The 13,142-nt window shown below is 65.3% G+C and carries 17 protein-coding genes; 9 read left to right on the forward strand and 8 right to left on the reverse strand.

Annotated elements, in window-relative coordinates:
• Window positions 1-7: 7 nt before the first annotated feature.
• Window positions 8-964 (forward strand): YceB family lipoprotein, encoded by a 957-nt coding sequence (locus IB261_RS22710; RefSeq protein ID WP_081520149.1) that lies wholly within the window; start codon window positions 8-10, stop codon window positions 962-964.
• Between the two features lie 3 nt (window positions 965-967).
• Here IB261_RS22710 and IB261_RS22715 read toward each other — a convergent pair whose 3' ends face one another.
• Entirely contained in the window at window positions 968-1,243 is a 276-nt protein-coding gene (locus IB261_RS22715; protein WP_081520148.1) for an acylphosphatase, read from the reverse strand.
• A complete protein-coding gene (locus tag IB261_RS22720) occupies window positions 1,243-1,713 on the reverse strand; it encodes a TlpA disulfide reductase family protein (protein WP_138215301.1) in 471 nt (156 codons plus the stop codon). Before IB261_RS22720 ends, IB261_RS22715 begins: the two co-directional genes overlap by 1 nt.
• 30 nt (window positions 1,714-1,743) lie before the next feature.
• On the opposite strand from IB261_RS22720, the gene IB261_RS22725 reads away from it, so the two are divergent.
• Window positions 1,744-3,153 carry a PilZ domain-containing protein gene (locus tag IB261_RS22725; RefSeq protein ID WP_081520146.1) on the forward strand — a complete coding sequence of 470 codons (1,410 nt, stop codon included), beginning with the start codon at window positions 1,744-1,746 and terminating at the stop codon, window positions 3,151-3,153.
• Window positions 3,154-3,338: 185 nt separating this feature from the next.
• Window positions 3,339-3,734, forward strand: coding sequence for a hypothetical protein (locus IB261_RS22730; protein ID WP_151187992.1), 396 nt, complete (start codon window positions 3,339-3,341; stop codon window positions 3,732-3,734).
• A gap of 4 nt (window positions 3,735-3,738) precedes the next feature.
• On the opposite strand, the gene IB261_RS22735 is transcribed toward IB261_RS22730, so the two are convergent.
• Window positions 3,739-3,936 (reverse strand): hypothetical protein, encoded by a 198-nt coding sequence (locus IB261_RS22735; protein ID WP_081520144.1) that lies wholly within the window; start codon window positions 3,934-3,936, stop codon window positions 3,739-3,741.
• A gap of 157 nt (window positions 3,937-4,093) precedes the next feature.
• On the reverse strand, window positions 4,094-5,323 hold the full coding sequence (locus IB261_RS22740; RefSeq protein ID WP_081520143.1) for a YihY family inner membrane protein: 1,230 nt from the start codon (window positions 5,321-5,323) through the stop codon (window positions 4,094-4,096).
• Window positions 5,324-5,448: 125 nt separating this feature from the next.
• Here IB261_RS22740 and arsC point away from each other — a divergent pair, with 125 nt between their 5' ends.
• The 3 genes from arsC to IB261_RS22755 are packed head-to-tail and all read left to right on the forward strand — an operon-like array spanning window position 5,449 to window position 6,845.
• Window positions 5,449-5,802, forward strand: coding sequence for an arsenate reductase (glutaredoxin) (gene arsC / locus IB261_RS22745; RefSeq protein ID WP_081520142.1), 354 nt, complete (start codon window positions 5,449-5,451; stop codon window positions 5,800-5,802).
• The gene (gene wrbA, locus IB261_RS22750; RefSeq protein ID WP_192381094.1) at window positions 5,799-6,395 is read left to right on the forward strand and encodes an NAD(P)H:quinone oxidoreductase; all 597 of its coding nucleotides are present in this window, start codon (window positions 5,799-5,801) and stop codon (window positions 6,393-6,395) included. Before arsC ends, wrbA begins: the two co-directional genes overlap by 4 nt.
• Entirely contained in the window at window positions 6,396-6,845 is a 450-nt protein-coding gene (locus IB261_RS22755) for a DUF2069 domain-containing protein (protein WP_192381093.1), read from the forward strand.
• 30 nt (window positions 6,846-6,875) lie between these two features.
• On the opposite strand, the gene hda is transcribed toward IB261_RS22755, so the two are convergent.
• Window positions 6,876-7,580: a DnaA regulatory inactivator Hda gene (gene hda, locus IB261_RS22760; RefSeq protein ID WP_024764559.1), complete on the reverse strand. Its 705-nt coding sequence runs from the start codon at window positions 7,578-7,580 to the stop codon at window positions 6,876-6,878.
• 145 nt (window positions 7,581-7,725) lie between these two features.
• Window positions 7,726-8,766, reverse strand: a complete 1,041-nt coding sequence (locus tag IB261_RS22765; protein ID WP_192381092.1) for a DUF2066 domain-containing protein — start codon at window positions 8,764-8,766, stop codon at window positions 7,726-7,728.
• A 212-nt stretch (window positions 8,767-8,978) separates the two neighbouring features.
• On the opposite strand from IB261_RS22765, the gene purM reads away from it, so the two are divergent.
• Genes purM through IB261_RS22780 form a run of 3 tightly spaced genes read left to right on the forward strand, consistent with a single transcriptional unit; the run spans window position 8,979 to window position 11,417 of the window.
• Window positions 8,979-10,040, forward strand: coding sequence for a phosphoribosylformylglycinamidine cyclo-ligase (gene purM / locus IB261_RS22770; protein WP_192381091.1), 1,062 nt, complete (start codon window positions 8,979-8,981; stop codon window positions 10,038-10,040).
• On the forward strand, window positions 10,040-10,690 hold the full coding sequence (gene purN / locus IB261_RS22775) for a phosphoribosylglycinamide formyltransferase (RefSeq protein WP_081520137.1): 651 nt from the start codon (window positions 10,040-10,042) through the stop codon (window positions 10,688-10,690). Before purM ends, purN begins: the two co-directional genes overlap by 1 nt.
• A gap of 10 nt (window positions 10,691-10,700) precedes the next feature.
• A complete protein-coding gene (locus IB261_RS22780; protein ID WP_081520136.1) occupies window positions 10,701-11,417 on the forward strand; it encodes a DUF3108 domain-containing protein in 717 nt (238 codons plus the stop codon).
• A 70-nt stretch (window positions 11,418-11,487) separates the two neighbouring features.
• Here the strand turns inward: IB261_RS22780 and IB261_RS22785 are convergent, their stop codons facing one another.
• Complete coding sequence (locus IB261_RS22785) at window positions 11,488-12,426, reverse strand: DUF2167 domain-containing protein (RefSeq protein ID WP_192381090.1); 939 nt, start codon at window positions 12,424-12,426, stop codon at window positions 11,488-11,490.
• Window positions 12,427-12,581: 155 nt separating this feature from the next.
• Window positions 12,582-13,139, reverse strand: coding sequence for a glutathione peroxidase (locus IB261_RS22790; RefSeq protein ID WP_081520134.1), 558 nt, complete (start codon window positions 13,137-13,139; stop codon window positions 12,582-12,584).
• Window positions 13,140-13,142: the final 3 nt, after the last annotated feature.

Consider the following 13,142-nt stretch of genomic DNA (forward strand, 5'->3'; position numbering starts at 1 on the left):
CAGAGCGATGTCCACCGGAAGTACCACAAGCCTCGCGGCTGCCGCCCTGTGCGGCAGCCTCCTGCTGAGCGGCTGCGCCAACCAGTTGTCGCAACGCAGCGAGCATGAAGAGCGAGTCGAGCGCAAGTTGCTCGACCACAGCCTGCAGATCGACGTGGGCACGCCGGGCACCCTGGAACTGCCGCAGCGTCGTATCCGCGTGCAGGAACAGAAGACCTTCGAAGTCACAGAGTTCGAGGTCACCCGGCGCTACGACCGCTACACGCCGTATCAGGGCTGGCGCAAGGTCTACGAAATGCCGCTGGGCATCGTCGCCTTCGTCGGCGGCATCGGCGCCAATGTGGTCAACGTGTTCGCACTCGGCAACCTGCCCGAGAGCGTCACTCGCGGCTGGATTCGCTACGGCATAGACGGCATGAACCCGTTCATGAACGTCGAGTCCAACGGCCGCGCCGAGCAGAACCTGGCATCGATCGACGAGAAGCAGCGCGAAAAGCGCACCGAGTACTCCAGCCTGCCCTGGTCAGAGCGCCCGGTGACCGTTACTGCCGGGAAGAACTCCCAGGAACTGCTCACCGACCGCCACGGCGTGCTGCGCCTGAACCTGCTGGAAGGCCCCTTCAGCGACGACGAAGTCAGCCGCATCGGCCGCCTGCAGTTCAGCGTCCAGGACCCTTCGGACGACACCCGCGCCGATGCCAGCCTGCTGGTCAGCCGCTCCCTGCGCGGCAAGTTGCAGGAAGCCCACGCACTGATCTACGACGACCTGGAAGGTGACGATGTGCACCACTGGGTACACCGGGTGAAGCGCCTCTCCGACCTCGGCCTGGAAGAGGAAGCGAGCGAACTGGAACAGAGCCTGATCGAGCTGACCCGCAACGATCCGGAACTGCAGAAGGAATTCCTCCACAGCCTGATGACCGACGCCGGTCGCCTGGCAGCGGACCCCGGCGTCAGCAACTGACGCCTAGCGGCGAACGATGAAGCCGGTGATGCCCTGGGGTGTCATCGGCTGCAACTCCACCGCAGTCACCTTGGCTTTCACCGGGCCGCGCGCCAGCCACTTCTCCAGCTCGCGCACCGCCTCTTCCTCACCTTCGACCAACAACTCGACGCGCCCGTCCTCGAGGTTGCGCACCCAGCCATCGATCTCCAGTCGATCTGCCTGTTCCTGGGTGCTCTGGCGGTAATAGACGCCCTGCACCTTGCCGCTGATGTAGCCGTGCAGACAGATCCTCGCCATCACTGCTTCTCCTCGCGCAATGCGCTCAGTCGCGCCTGCAGGCCGGCGGCGGTCTGCTCGCCGAGCAACTGCTCGCGCATCTTGCCCTCAGGGTCGATGATGTAGGTTACAGGCAGCGCTTCGCTGCGCGGCAGGCTGTAGCGCGGCGCGGGGTCGTCGGCCAGCACGGTGTACTGCACGCCCAGGTCCTGCGAGGCCTTCGCCAGGTCCGCGTCGCGCAGCCCGTCGAAGTTCACCCCCAGCACCCGGAAGCCCTTAGCCTTGCCCTCTTGCGCCAGATGATTCAGTTCGGGAATCTCCTTGCGACACGGCGCACACCACTCCGCCCAGTAATTAATAACTAGCCACTGGCCATCTACACTCGCAGCGGGTACTTTCTGTCCATGCTGATCGGTGCCATAGTCCGCCGAGCAGCCGGCCAGGATCAGGCCGGCCATCAAGCCAATCACAATACGGAGCCGCACTCCCATGCCTTCAATCCTCGTGTATGCGGGGTGGTCATGATGCTCGATGCCCTGCGCTTGGAGGTGCCGGACATCCTCGAAGAAGACGCCGAGGCAATGAGCAACCTGGCGGTCAGGCTCCAGGAATCGCGGCAACAGCCCCTGCAGGAAGGTCTGCAGAGGGCGCTGGGCACGCTGTTCCGCCTCAACCGATGCGCGCTGACCTTACTGGAAAGACAACGCGCCCTGCAAAGCCTCAGCGAAGAATACCGGCATTACGAACGGTTGATTCGCCAGGAAAAGGTGCCGCCAGCGCTCTTCGTGCACTTCTGCAGCGAACTCGCCGCTGGCTTCAAGCGCCTGCTGCTGCAGATCCTGCACGGCCGCAAGCCGTCGCGGCCGCACATGGCCTGGTGCCTGTACATGGCCCAGCACTTCCTCGCCCAGGCCCTGCTGCGGCACTACCAGCAATACCAGCAGCCACCGGGCAGCCTGTGGCGCGACAGCCACCTGCTGTACTGGATCGGCGAGCACCAGGAGTGCCTGGACGAACCGGTGGCGGCGGCATTCGACCCGATCCCGGCCGGCACCCTGCGCGGGCTGTACCAGCAGATACTGCTACTGGCCTTGAGTAACCCTTTCCACCTGACCGAGGGCGAAGCCCCCCAGCTGTTTTCGGCCCTGGCGCCGCTGGCCGCACTGGGCCGCCTGCTGCCCTGGGACGACGAGGAACAGGAAGGCTTCGTCGTCGACCTCGGCTCGGACGAGCCTTGCCTTGCAGTCGAACAGGCCGCTGACGCGCCGCCCGATCAACTGCGCCGACTGGAACTGGGCGCCCTGCTGATCGCCCTGCACGACCCGGCGCCGCTACGCCGCCTGGACCAGGGCGTGCTGCTGGAGCGCGTCCGCCACCATTGGCTTGGACACCAGACGCGCCGCCATGAGCGTGCCGAACAGAAGGGTACCTGTCGGGTAGTCGTCGGCCTTCCGGCTATTCAGCAGCACCTGCTGGACAGCTCGACGAGCCCCTGCCGGGAAGCGACGCTGATGGACGCCAGCGCGGGCGGTGCCCGCATCCTCTGCGCCGGCCAGCAGGCCGGGCAGCTGCCGGTCGGCCAGTTGCTGCTGATTCCCGGCAACGGCGGCACGCCAACCCTTGCGGTGGTGCGCTGGCGGCACCTCAACAACGATGGACTGCACCTCGGCCTGCGCTACCTGAAGGGACTGCCCCGTCCGGTCTGGCTGCGCCGCGCACCTGACGCACAGCGTCACCCCGGCGTCCTGCAGAGTACGCCGGAACCGGGCAACGGCTGGTATCACGGGCTCTGGGTAGCCCAGGGGCAGTTCGTCGAAGGCGAGAACCTGTGGCTGCAACTGGCCAGCTTCGACAACCAGACCATCCTGCCGCTGCCCGTCGCCAACCTCAGCACGCCATTGGTAGCTCGCCACCCGCTGCGCCTGGCCTGATTGTCGATTTTGGGAGAGATGTCACAGGCAAGATCGGCAGTAAGCCCGGAATGCCAGGAGACCTCCTCCCTATAATTCGAACGTTCGTCCTGACTTCCGGGACGACTCTCGCTCGCCGACTATTCAGCGGCCTTCAGAATGCGACTGGCGCCAAGTACGCCAGCCTCCATCGACAGGACAGCCCGATGCAGCCTACAGACCAGCTTGTCAGCAAGGTTCCCAGCCATATTGTCGCCAGCGCACGGCCGGCCAATGCGGCCAACGGGGGACGCCTGGCCGACTTCAATGTCGCGGTCTGGCTGCATTTGCCCGGCGTGGCGGACCTGCCGGTGACGCTGCTGCTCAGCTACCGCGATGGCGAGCGCAGCCGGGAAGTGGTGATCGACCATGGCACGATCAACAAGCAGAGCCGCATCCTGCTGTCTGGCGTGGCGCGCCTGGTGTTCTCCCAGCGGATCGAGGACGCGCAGATCAAGCTGCGCGCGGCCATTCCCCTGTCGCGGGTAATCGCCGAGGAAGTCTTCATGCAGGCGGTGGAACAGCAGGCCGGAGCAACACGTCCGGTAGCCACCAGCCTGTGAAGATTCAGCCCAACTGACGTACCAGCGTGTCGTCGTCCGACGACTCGGCTGCAGCGGGTTCGGCGGCCTCTTGCGAGACGGACGGCAGGAGCGATTCGGGCCAGCTGCTGAACTGCAGACCAGTGATTCTATTCAACCGCTCCAGGGCGCTCGTCAGATCGCGCTGATGCAGGTGCACTACGTTGTTCTGGTCTTTTTTCATGGATTCGCTGGCCTTGGAGGAACTTCTGAAGGACTCCTGTGTCCTGAATCCTCCAAAGCCAGAACTGTGCCAATTCTGAAATAGCCAGAAATGGCGCATTTCTGAAGTGGTACAAAGCTGTCAAAGCATCAGATTCGCCGCAAACTGACGTTTTGCGTCACTCGGAATGTGACGGCTTCAACCATTTCGCCAGACTGTCACCGAAAAGCGCCTGACGATCCGCCTGGTAGCGCGCCAGCGTTTCCCGTAATTCCGGGTACCAGGGCTCGTCCAGCTCCGCCGGCAGCGCCTCCAGGCAAGGCAGCGGCCACGGGCTGCGGTTGAGCAGGTGATGCAGGCTGTAGCTGCCCAGGTCGCGGCACAGCACCCAGGCCGCGGTGGTCGAGCCGGCACGGCAGACCAGTTGCTCGCCCTCGAGGAAATCCAGCACCTCTTCCCACTCGTCTTCGGGCAGCAACCAACCGGCGCGGTGCAGATGCACCAGGCGCGTCGGCAGGCCGTGGCGCTGGCGGTCGAAGAACACCCGCAGCACACCGAGGATCACCAGCAGGCGCGGCAAGGCACGACGGCGCCAGAGACGGGTCGAGGACAGGTTGCAGACCAGTTCCGCGCCGAACAGCACGATCAGCCACGACAGGTAGACCCAGAGCAGGAACAGCGGCACGGTGGCGAAGGCGCCGTAGATCAGCTTGTAACCAGGGAAGAAGCTCACATAGAAGCCGAACAGCGACTTGGCCGCCTCGAACAGGATCGAGGTGAAGACACCACCCGCCAACGCGTGCAGGAACGGCACCCGCGCGTTAGGCACCGCCGCGTAGATCAGGGTGAAAGCTGCCACGCTGGCCAGCAGCGGCATGAACTTCAGCAACATTGCCGCCCCCGGCAACGCATGGGGGCCTGAGAGCAACGACAGCGACGTAATGTAGGTGGACACGGCGAAGCCGGTGCCCAGCAGCAACGGACCCAGGCTGAGAATCGCCCAGTACAGCAGGAAGCGAGTCACGCCCCGGCGCGGCTGACGCACGCGCCAGATGGCATTGAAGGCCTTCTCGATGGTCACCAGCATGGTGAAGGCCGTGACCGCCAGGAAAGCCACGCCCAGCCACGTCAGGTGCCGCGCCTGCACGGTGAAATTGCGCAGGTAGGCCTCGACCGCCTCGCCGGTGGACGGCACGAAGTTGCGGAACACGAACAGCTGGATGCGCTCCCCCATGCCCTCGAAGGCCGGAACGGCCGAGAGCATGGCGAAGGTCACGGTCATCATCGGGACGACCGCGAACAGCGTGGTGTAGGTCAGGGCCGCGGCGCTGTTGGGCGCCTTGTCGGCCAGGAAGCGCTGGACCAGATAGCGGCCGAATTCGACCAGGCCCTGCAAGCGTTCGTGCATGAAGTGTCCTTTGGCTGCACTGAAAAAACCGTCCTCGTAGATCGCGGCGAACGACAGCGGTTCAGTCCAGTCCGAGGAGGCGGTTAGAATAGCCGCCACTTCATCGGCCTTGCGAGTCCCGGCACATGAGCCAGATTTCAATTTTCCACAATCCGCGCTGCTCCAAATCCCGTGGCGCCCTCGAATTGCTCGAAGAGCGCGGTATCCAGCCGACCATCGTGCGCTACCTGGAAACCCCGCCCAGCGCCGCCGAACTCAAGGCGCTGCTCGGCAAGCTGGGCATTGGCGCACGTCAGCTGCTGCGTACCGGCGAAGACGAATACAAGGAACTGGACCTGGCCAACCCGGCGCTGGGCGATGACCAGCTGATCCAGGCGATGGTCAGCCATCCGAAGCTGATCGAGCGCCCGATCGTTATCGTCGGCGACAAGGCAGTGATCGGCCGTCCGCCGGAGAAAGTGCTGGAGATCCTGCCTTGAGCGCGCCCTATATCCTGGTCCTGTACTACAGCCGCCACGGCGCCACCGCCGAAATGGCGCGGCAGATCGCCCGTGGCGTCGAGCAGGGCGGGCTGGAAGCGCGCGTGCGCACGGTGCCGGCGGTTTCCACCGAGTGCGAAGCCGTTGCCCCGGATATCCCGGCCGAAGGCGCGCTCTATGCCACCCTGGATGACCTGAAGGATTGCTCGGGCCTCGTCCTCGGCAGCCCGACCCGCTTCGGCAACATGGCCGCGCCGCTCAAGTACTTCCTCGACGGCACCAGCAGCCTGTGGCTGACCGGTGGCCTGGTGGGCAAGCCGGCGGCTGTGTTCACCTCCACCGCCAGCCTGCACGGCGGCCAGGAAACCACCCAGCTGTCGATGATGCTGCCGCTGCTGCACCACGGCATGCTCATCACCGGCATCCCCTACAGCGAGCCCGCCCTCCTGGAAACCCGCGGCGGCGGCACGCCTTATGGCGCCAGCCACTTCGCTACGGCCGACGGCAAGCGCAGCCTGGACGAACAAGAAATCACCCTGTGCCGCGCGCTGGGCAAGCGCCTGGCCGAAGTCGCCCGCAAACTGGAGAGCTGAATGGCCCGCAAGAACAAACCGCTGCCGCCCATGGAATGGCTAAAACCCCGGCTGGCCGCCAGCCGCGCGGTCGCCCTCGGCAGCTTCATCGGGCTGATCCTGCTCATCGTCATCTGGGACGTGCTGTTTGCCGACGCCCACGGTGGCGCGCACTGGGTGCCGTGGGCCTTCCTCGGCTTCAAGCTGCTACCGCTGCTGGTGGTGGCGCCGGGAATCCTGATCGGCAGCGCGCGTGGCCACGCCTGGGCGTGCTACGTGATCAACCTGTACTTCATCCTCGGCGTACTCAACGCCTTCGATCCCAACCACGCCATCTTCGGCTGGGCGGAGATCATCCTCAGCGTGTCGATGTTCTGTTCGGCGCTGATGTACACGCGCTGGCGCTTCCAGTACGACCGCAAACTGGCGGGCGAAGGCCAGGAGCCACAACAGGAAGCGACGAGCGCCTGATCGGAAACCGCGAATCGAGGAAACCGGGGCTTACCAGCCCATGGTTTCCTTGAGGAAGGGAATGGTCAGCTTGCGCTGGGCCTGCAGCGAGGCCTTGTCCAGTTCATCCAGCAGGTCGAAGAGGAACTGCATGCTGCGCGCGCCGCGAGTGAGGATGAAGCGTCCCACTTCGTCGGTCAGGTGCAGGCCCCGGCGCGAAGCGCGCAGCTGAAGGGCGCGCAGCTTCTCGTCGTCGGTCAGCGGGTGCAGCTGGAAGATCAGCGAGAGGGTCAGGCGGGATTTCAGGTCCGGCAGCTTCACCCCCAGCTCGCGCGGCGATACCGAGGCCGACAGCAGCAGCTTGCGACCGGAATCGCGCAGGCGGTTGAACAGGTGGAACAGCGCCTCTTCCCACTCACGCTTGCCGGCCAGGGCGTCAAGATCGTCCAGGCACACCAGCTCGCGCTGCTCCAGGTTGTCGAAGATTTCCGGACCGTAGGCCACGAGGTCTGCCATCGGCAGGTAGACCGACGGCTCCCCCAGCTGCTCGGAGCGAATGCAGGCAGCCTGCAGCAGGTGGCTGCGGCCCACGCCCTCGGCGCCCCAGAGATAGATCAGGCTTTCCGTCCACCCCGCCTCGGGCTCGCACAGACGCTCGACATAGCCGAGCGCCGCGGCGTTGGCACCGGGGTAGTAGTTGGCGAACGTTGCGTCATCGCGCAGACGTACGCTGAGTGGGAGCTGCATAGGAGTCATGCCGGGCCGGGCGTTTCTTCAATCGCTTGGGGTGGGCCTTGGTGACTGAAAGTTTATCCAAATCAGAAGGATAACGCAGCTACCACGTGCGACTCAGAGCCATCGGCGCCGGGAAGCGGGACTTTGCCCGCTTCCGGAGCGCTCGTCACCAGTGGAAACGCAGGGTGTTCTGAGCCGGAACGGCTGCGTTCGGCACCGGCTGGCCATTGGCGTCGACCGCGGGTTGCGCCGGCTCGGCCGGGGCTTCCTGCAGGCGGGCCAGCGCCAGTTGCGCACGCAGTTGCTCGGTGCTGGCAGTCACGCGGTAGACGAGCTTGTTACCCTGGACTTCCACCAGCTTGGCGCCCATCGGCTCCAGCAGACGCGAGACTTCGGCGTAACGGGCCAGGTCGGCGCCCTCGATCTGCAGGACCTGGGCCGAAGCCGAGCCTGCCGAACCGACGAAACGCTGCGACAGACGCTGCGACACACCGAGCATCACCGCATCGGCCAGCGCGTCCGGGGTATCGCCCTGGGCCTGGCCCTGTTCACGGCTGTCGCCCATCCACACGCGCCAGGTGGCGGTCCACTTGCCGTCGGCTTCCTTGGCGTCCACCGCCAGCAGGGCATCGGCGCCGTAGCGCTCGGAGGCGGCCTGCAGCGCGTCCGGCTGGGCCGCGTTGAGGTTCTCGGGGGTGCCGACCTGCTGCTCGCTGAGGTCGGCCATCGGCAGGCGCAGCGGCAGTCCGCGGCGCTGGGCCGCACGGTTCAGCGGGGCGGAGGCTTCCTGACTGTCGCCCACCAGGCTGCTGCCGTTGGCGCTTTCGTTCAGCCACCAGGCCAGCACGCTCGGGCGGCTGGCACCCCACACCGGCAGTCCGGCCTGGCGCAGGGCGTTGTCGGTGGCGGTCGGATCGAAGTCCACGACCAGCGCCATGGGCGGGCCGTTCTCGAAGCCGTACTGGCTGATCAGTTGCTGCGGGTCCTTGAAGTAGCCGGCCAGCGCCGGGCTCTGTGCGGCGCTGGCGTTGCCGGTCAGGCGCAGCACCAGGGTCTGCAGGGCACGGGTCAGGCCGGCATTGCGCTCGTCCGGCTGCTGGGAAGCGACCGGTTCGTGCACCTGGTACAGGTTGCCCAGCGTTTCAGCGAAGGACGGCAGGCTGAACAGCGACAGGCAGAGGATCAACAGGCGGACGGTCAGGCGCATGGCGGGCTCTCGCGGCAAAAACGAAGATGCCAGCGTGCAACGAGCTGGCAAGGAAGGCCTATACCTTAAACAGCCGTCCGGCCAGCGGCAACAGCGCGAGATGGCCGCTGCCGGGCAAGCCTGATAAAATCCCGCGCCTCCCGCGCAGGCCGGGAAGCGCGAACGGCGCACCCGGCGGCAAGACGAATCATCCCTTCTATAGGCCTGGATTTATGAGCAACAAGCAACCCTCGTTGAGCTACAAGGACGCCGGTGTGGACATCGACGCCGGCGAAGCCCTGGTCGAACGCATCAAAGGCGTCGCCAAGCGCACCGCGCGTCCGGAAGTCATGGGCGGCCTGGGTGGCTTTGGCGCTCTTTGCGAAATCCCGGCCGGTTACAAGCAGCCCGTACTGGTCTCCGGTACCGACGGCGTCGGCACCAAGCTGCGCCTGGCGCTGAACCTGAACAAGCACGACAGCATCGGCCAGGACCTGGTCGCCATGTGCGTGAACGACCTGGTCGTGTGCGGCGCCGAGCCGCTGTTCTTCCTCGACTACTACGCCACCGGCAAGCTCAATGTCGACGTGGCCGCCACCGTGGTCACCGGCATCGGTGCCGGCTGCGAGCTGGCTGGCTGCTCCCTGGTCGGTGGTGAAACCGCCGAGATGCCGGGCATGTACGAAGGCGAAGACTACGACCTGGCCGGCTTCTGCGTCGGCGTGGTGGAAAAGTCCGAGATCATCGACGGCTCGAAAGTGGTCGCCGGCGACGCCCTGATCGCCCTGCCCTCCTCCGGCCCGCACTCCAACGGCTACTCGCTGATCCGCAAGATCATCGAAGTCTCCGGTGCCGACATCGAAGCCACCCAGCTGAACGGCCAGCCCCTGGCCGATCTGCTGATGGCCCCGACCCGCATCTACGTGAAGCCGCTGCTGCAGCTGATCAAGCAGACCGGCGCGGTCAAGGCCATGGCCCACATCACCGGCGGCGGCCTGCTGGACAACATCCCGCGCGTTCTGCCGGACAACGCCCAGGCCGTGGTTGACGTGGCCAGCTGGCAGCGCCCGGCGGTCTTCGACTGGCTGCAGGAAAAAGGCAACGTCGACGAGACCGAAATGCACCGCGTGCTGAACTGCGGCGTGGGCATGGTCATCTGCGTTGCACAGGATCAGGTCGAGGCTTCCCTGAAGGCCCTGCGTGAAGCCGGCGAGCAGCCGTGGGTCATCGGCCGCATCGACGCTTGCGCCGCCGACGCCGAGCGCGTGGTCCTGAACAACCTGAAAGGCCACTGATGTCCACACCTTGCAATGTCGTGGTGCTGATTTCCGGCTCCGGCAGCAACCTGCAAGCCCTGATCGACAGTCTCGCCGGCGCTGACACGCCGGCGGTGATCCGCGCGGTGATCTCCAACCGCGCGGACGCCTATGGCCTGGAGCGTGCGCGAAAGGCCAACATCGAGACTCGCTTCCTCGACCACAAGTCCTACGCCGACCGCGAAAGCTTCGACGCCGCGCTGATCCAGGCCATCGACGGCTTCGACGCCGATCTGGTGCTGCTCGCCGGCTTCATGCGCATCTTGAGCGCGGACTTCGTGCGTCACTACCAGGGCCGCCTGCTGAACATCCATCCGTCCCTGCTGCCCAAGTACAAGGGCCTGCACACCCACCAGCGTGCGCTGGAGGCTGGCGACGCCGAGCACGGCTGCAGCGTGCACTTCGTCACCGAGGAACTTGATGGCGGTCCGCTGGTCGTACAGGCGGCAATCCCGGTAGAGTCTGACGACACGCCGGAAACGCTGGCACAGCGCGTTCACGTGCAGGAACATGTGATCTATCCGCTGGCCATGCGCTGGTTCGCCGAAGGCCGAGTCAGGCTGGGTGAACATGGCGCCACGCTGGATGGGGAGCTTCTGCCCGCATCCGGCCATTCGTACCGAACCTAGGAGATTCGTGATGCGTAGAGCCCTGCTGTTCCTGATGGCTGTACTGACCCTGCCGGCCCAGGCTTTCGAGCTGAAGCCGTTCGAGGCCAGCTACACCGCCGACTGGAAACAGATGCCGATCAGCGGGACCGCTTCCCGCAGCCTCAAGCAAGGCGACGGCGGCCGCTGGGAACTGGACTTCAAGGCGTCCATGCTGCTCGCCAGCCTCACCGAGACCAGCACGTTCAAGGTCGAGAACGACACCTACCTGCCGCTGACCTACCGCTGGGCCCGCGAAGGCCTGGGCAAGAACAAGCAGACCGAGCTCGATTTCGACTGGGCCGAGAAGCAGGTGCTGGGCAGCGACCGTGGCGACCAGGTGCGCCAGCCGCTGAACAAGGGCCAGCTGGACAAGTCCACCTACCAGCTCGCGCTGCAGCATGACGTGGCTGTCGGCAAGAAGGCCATGAGCTACCAGGTGATCGAGGGTACCGATACCGATACCTACGACTTCCGCGTGCTCGGCGAAGAAAAGGTCCGCACCCAGGCCGGCCTGATCACCGCGATCAAGGTGGAGCGCGTGCGCGACCCCACCAAGAGCAACCGCAAGACCATCCTCTGGTTCGCCAAGGATTGGGACTTCCTCCTCGTGCGCCTGTACCAGCAGGAGTCCGACGGCAAGGAATACCAGATCATGCTCAAGGAAGGCACCGTGGGCGGCAAGGCCGTCCAGGGCGAGAAAGGCTGATCCTTCAGCGCAAAAGAAAAAGCCGGGCAGATGCCCGGCTTTTTTGTGCCGCGAAACTCAGGTCGGCGAATCAGCCCTCGTTTGACGGCTTGCGCTTGAAGCGGCGGGCGATCCAGCCGATGGCCAGGGCCGGAACGATCCACAACTTCTTCAGCAGGACCAGCAGGGTGGCGAACAGGCCGACCTTGGCGGCGACCTTGCCGGCAATCAGCGCGCCCAGGCCATAGGCAGCAACCTTGTCGACGCTGGGGTTGAAGTCGACATAGCGGCTGCCCGGGTTGAACTCGGTCATCGCCAGCACCTTGCTGACGTTCTTCTCGATTTCCGGCAGCTGCTCCATGCCCGCGACGAAGTTCAGCACCAGCACGCCTTTGCGGCCCAGTGCACGGATGTTGTAGTTCAGCGTGTGTTCCTTGGCGTCGCCGAACTGCAGCTCCTTGGCCCAGTACAGCTTCTTCTCCGCGGCGTCATAGCGCGGCGGCGCGGCCCAGCCGATCAGCTGGATTGCCTCGAAGCCCTGCTGCTCGCGCTGCGGGTTGGCTTCCTTGAGGTCGTCCTGCATGTCCTTGAGCATCTCGGCGTAGTCGATCTTCGCCGCATCCTCGTCGGAAACGTAGCCACTCTCCTCGTACTGCACGGTCACCGCCCAGGACTCGGCGTCGAAGGGCGACACGCCGGCCGGCATCAGCATGCCCAGCGGCGGCGCGTCGTTGGGCGGGTTGCCCCAGGCCTCGAGGACGCGCTCGGCATCCTTGCCGTCGAGGAAGACGAAATTGTCCGGCAGGTCGAAGGTCGCGAGGTTATCGCCGACCACCACCTTGCCCTTCTGGAAATGCAGGCTGGCGACGAAGGTCTCGGGCGACATCTCCTCGTCCGACTCGGCGGCGGGAGCGGGAGCAGCGGCAGCCGCGGGGGCTTCGCTCTGGTTGGAAGTGGCGGGAGCGGCGAACGCCGGGGCGGCGACAGCCTGTGCGAGTAAGGCAGCCAGGAAGAGGGCTTTGCCATCCATAGGGTGAATCTCCTGAATCGTATCCATGACATCGACGGCCAAATGCAGTGCCGCCGGGCCCGAATTGTCGCACTCCAGCGTCGAACCTGTAACAGGAAATTTCACTTCCGCCGCTCTGGCGCAAGGAAAAGCCGGGCATGGGCCCGGGCTACACCTCAGGGCTGGCTGGCGATAGCCTTCTCGATCGCCGCCTGCAGCTGCGGATCGTCCGGTTTGGTCAGGCTGGAAAACTGCGCCACCACCTTGCCCTGGCGGTCCACCACGTACTTGAAGAAGTTCCAGCGCGGCACCTGGTCGGCCTGCTGGGCGAGGTCCTTGAACAGCGGGATCGCCTCGTCGCCGCTGACGTGCTGCACCGAGGTCATGTTGAAGGTGACGCCGTAGTTGCCGTAGCAGACCTTGGCGGTCTCGGCGGCATCGGCGTCTTCCTGCTTGAAGTCGTCGGAGGGCACGCCAAGCACTTCCAGGCCCTGCCCCTTGTACTGCTGGTAGACCGTCTCGAGGCCCTTGAACTGCGGAGTGAAGCCGCAGTGGCTGGCGGTGTTCACCACCAGCAGCGGCTTGCCGGCGTACAGTTCGCAGAGATCGAGGCTGTCCTTGGAGCGCAGCTTGGGCAATTCGCCCTGGGTCTTGAGCAGCGCCGGGCAGTCGGCGGCCTGTGCGGCCATCGGCAGCAGCAGGGTCAGGGCGAGCAGGGAAAGACGTGGGCGCATCGT

Source organism: Pseudomonas sp. PDM20, assembly GCF_014852575.3.
Classification (GTDB): Bacteria; Pseudomonadota; Gammaproteobacteria; order Pseudomonadales; family Pseudomonadaceae; genus Pseudomonas.

What these genes read in the sequence shown, in the direction of transcription:
- IB261_RS22790 (WP_081520134.1), bottom strand. Translation starts at nt 13,139, where the DNA reads ATGCGCCCACGTCTTTCCCTGCTCGCCCTGACCCTGCTGCTGCCGATG.
- IB261_RS22785 (WP_192381090.1), bottom strand. Translation starts at nt 12,426, where the DNA reads ATGGATGGCAAAGCCCTCTTCCTGGCTGCCTTACTCGCACAGGCTGTC.
- IB261_RS22730 (WP_151187992.1), top strand. Translation starts at nt 3,339, where the DNA reads ATGCAGCCTACAGACCAGCTTGTCAGCAAGGTTCCCAGCCATATTGTC.
- IB261_RS22755 (WP_192381093.1), top strand. Translation starts at nt 6,396, where the DNA reads ATGGCCCGCAAGAACAAACCGCTGCCGCCCATGGAATGGCTAAAACCC.
- purM (WP_192381091.1), top strand. Translation starts at nt 8,979, where the DNA reads ATGAGCAACAAGCAACCCTCGTTGAGCTACAAGGACGCCGGTGTGGAC.
- IB261_RS22710 (WP_081520149.1), top strand. Translation starts at nt 8, where the DNA reads ATGTCCACCGGAAGTACCACAAGCCTCGCGGCTGCCGCCCTGTGCGGC.
- IB261_RS22720 (WP_138215301.1), bottom strand. Translation starts at nt 1,713, where the DNA reads ATGGGAGTGCGGCTCCGTATTGTGATTGGCTTGATGGCCGGCCTGATC.
- IB261_RS22735 (WP_081520144.1), bottom strand. Translation starts at nt 3,936, where the DNA reads ATGAAAAAAGACCAGAACAACGTAGTGCACCTGCATCAGCGCGATCTG.
- hda (WP_024764559.1), bottom strand. Translation starts at nt 7,580, where the DNA reads ATGACTCCTATGCAGCTCCCACTCAGCGTACGTCTGCGCGATGACGCA.
- arsC (WP_081520142.1), top strand. Translation starts at nt 5,449, where the DNA reads ATGAGCCAGATTTCAATTTTCCACAATCCGCGCTGCTCCAAATCCCGT.
- IB261_RS22725 (WP_081520146.1), top strand. Translation starts at nt 1,744, where the DNA reads ATGATGCTCGATGCCCTGCGCTTGGAGGTGCCGGACATCCTCGAAGAA.
- IB261_RS22765 (WP_192381092.1), bottom strand. Translation starts at nt 8,766, where the DNA reads ATGCGCCTGACCGTCCGCCTGTTGATCCTCTGCCTGTCGCTGTTCAGC.
- IB261_RS22780 (WP_081520136.1), top strand. Translation starts at nt 10,701, where the DNA reads ATGCGTAGAGCCCTGCTGTTCCTGATGGCTGTACTGACCCTGCCGGCC.
- IB261_RS22740 (WP_081520143.1), bottom strand. Translation starts at nt 5,323, where the DNA reads ATGCACGAACGCTTGCAGGGCCTGGTCGAATTCGGCCGCTATCTGGTC.
- purN (WP_081520137.1), top strand. Translation starts at nt 10,040, where the DNA reads ATGTCCACACCTTGCAATGTCGTGGTGCTGATTTCCGGCTCCGGCAGC.
- IB261_RS22715 (WP_081520148.1), bottom strand. Translation starts at nt 1,243, where the DNA reads ATGGCGAGGATCTGTCTGCACGGCTACATCAGCGGCAAGGTGCAGGGC.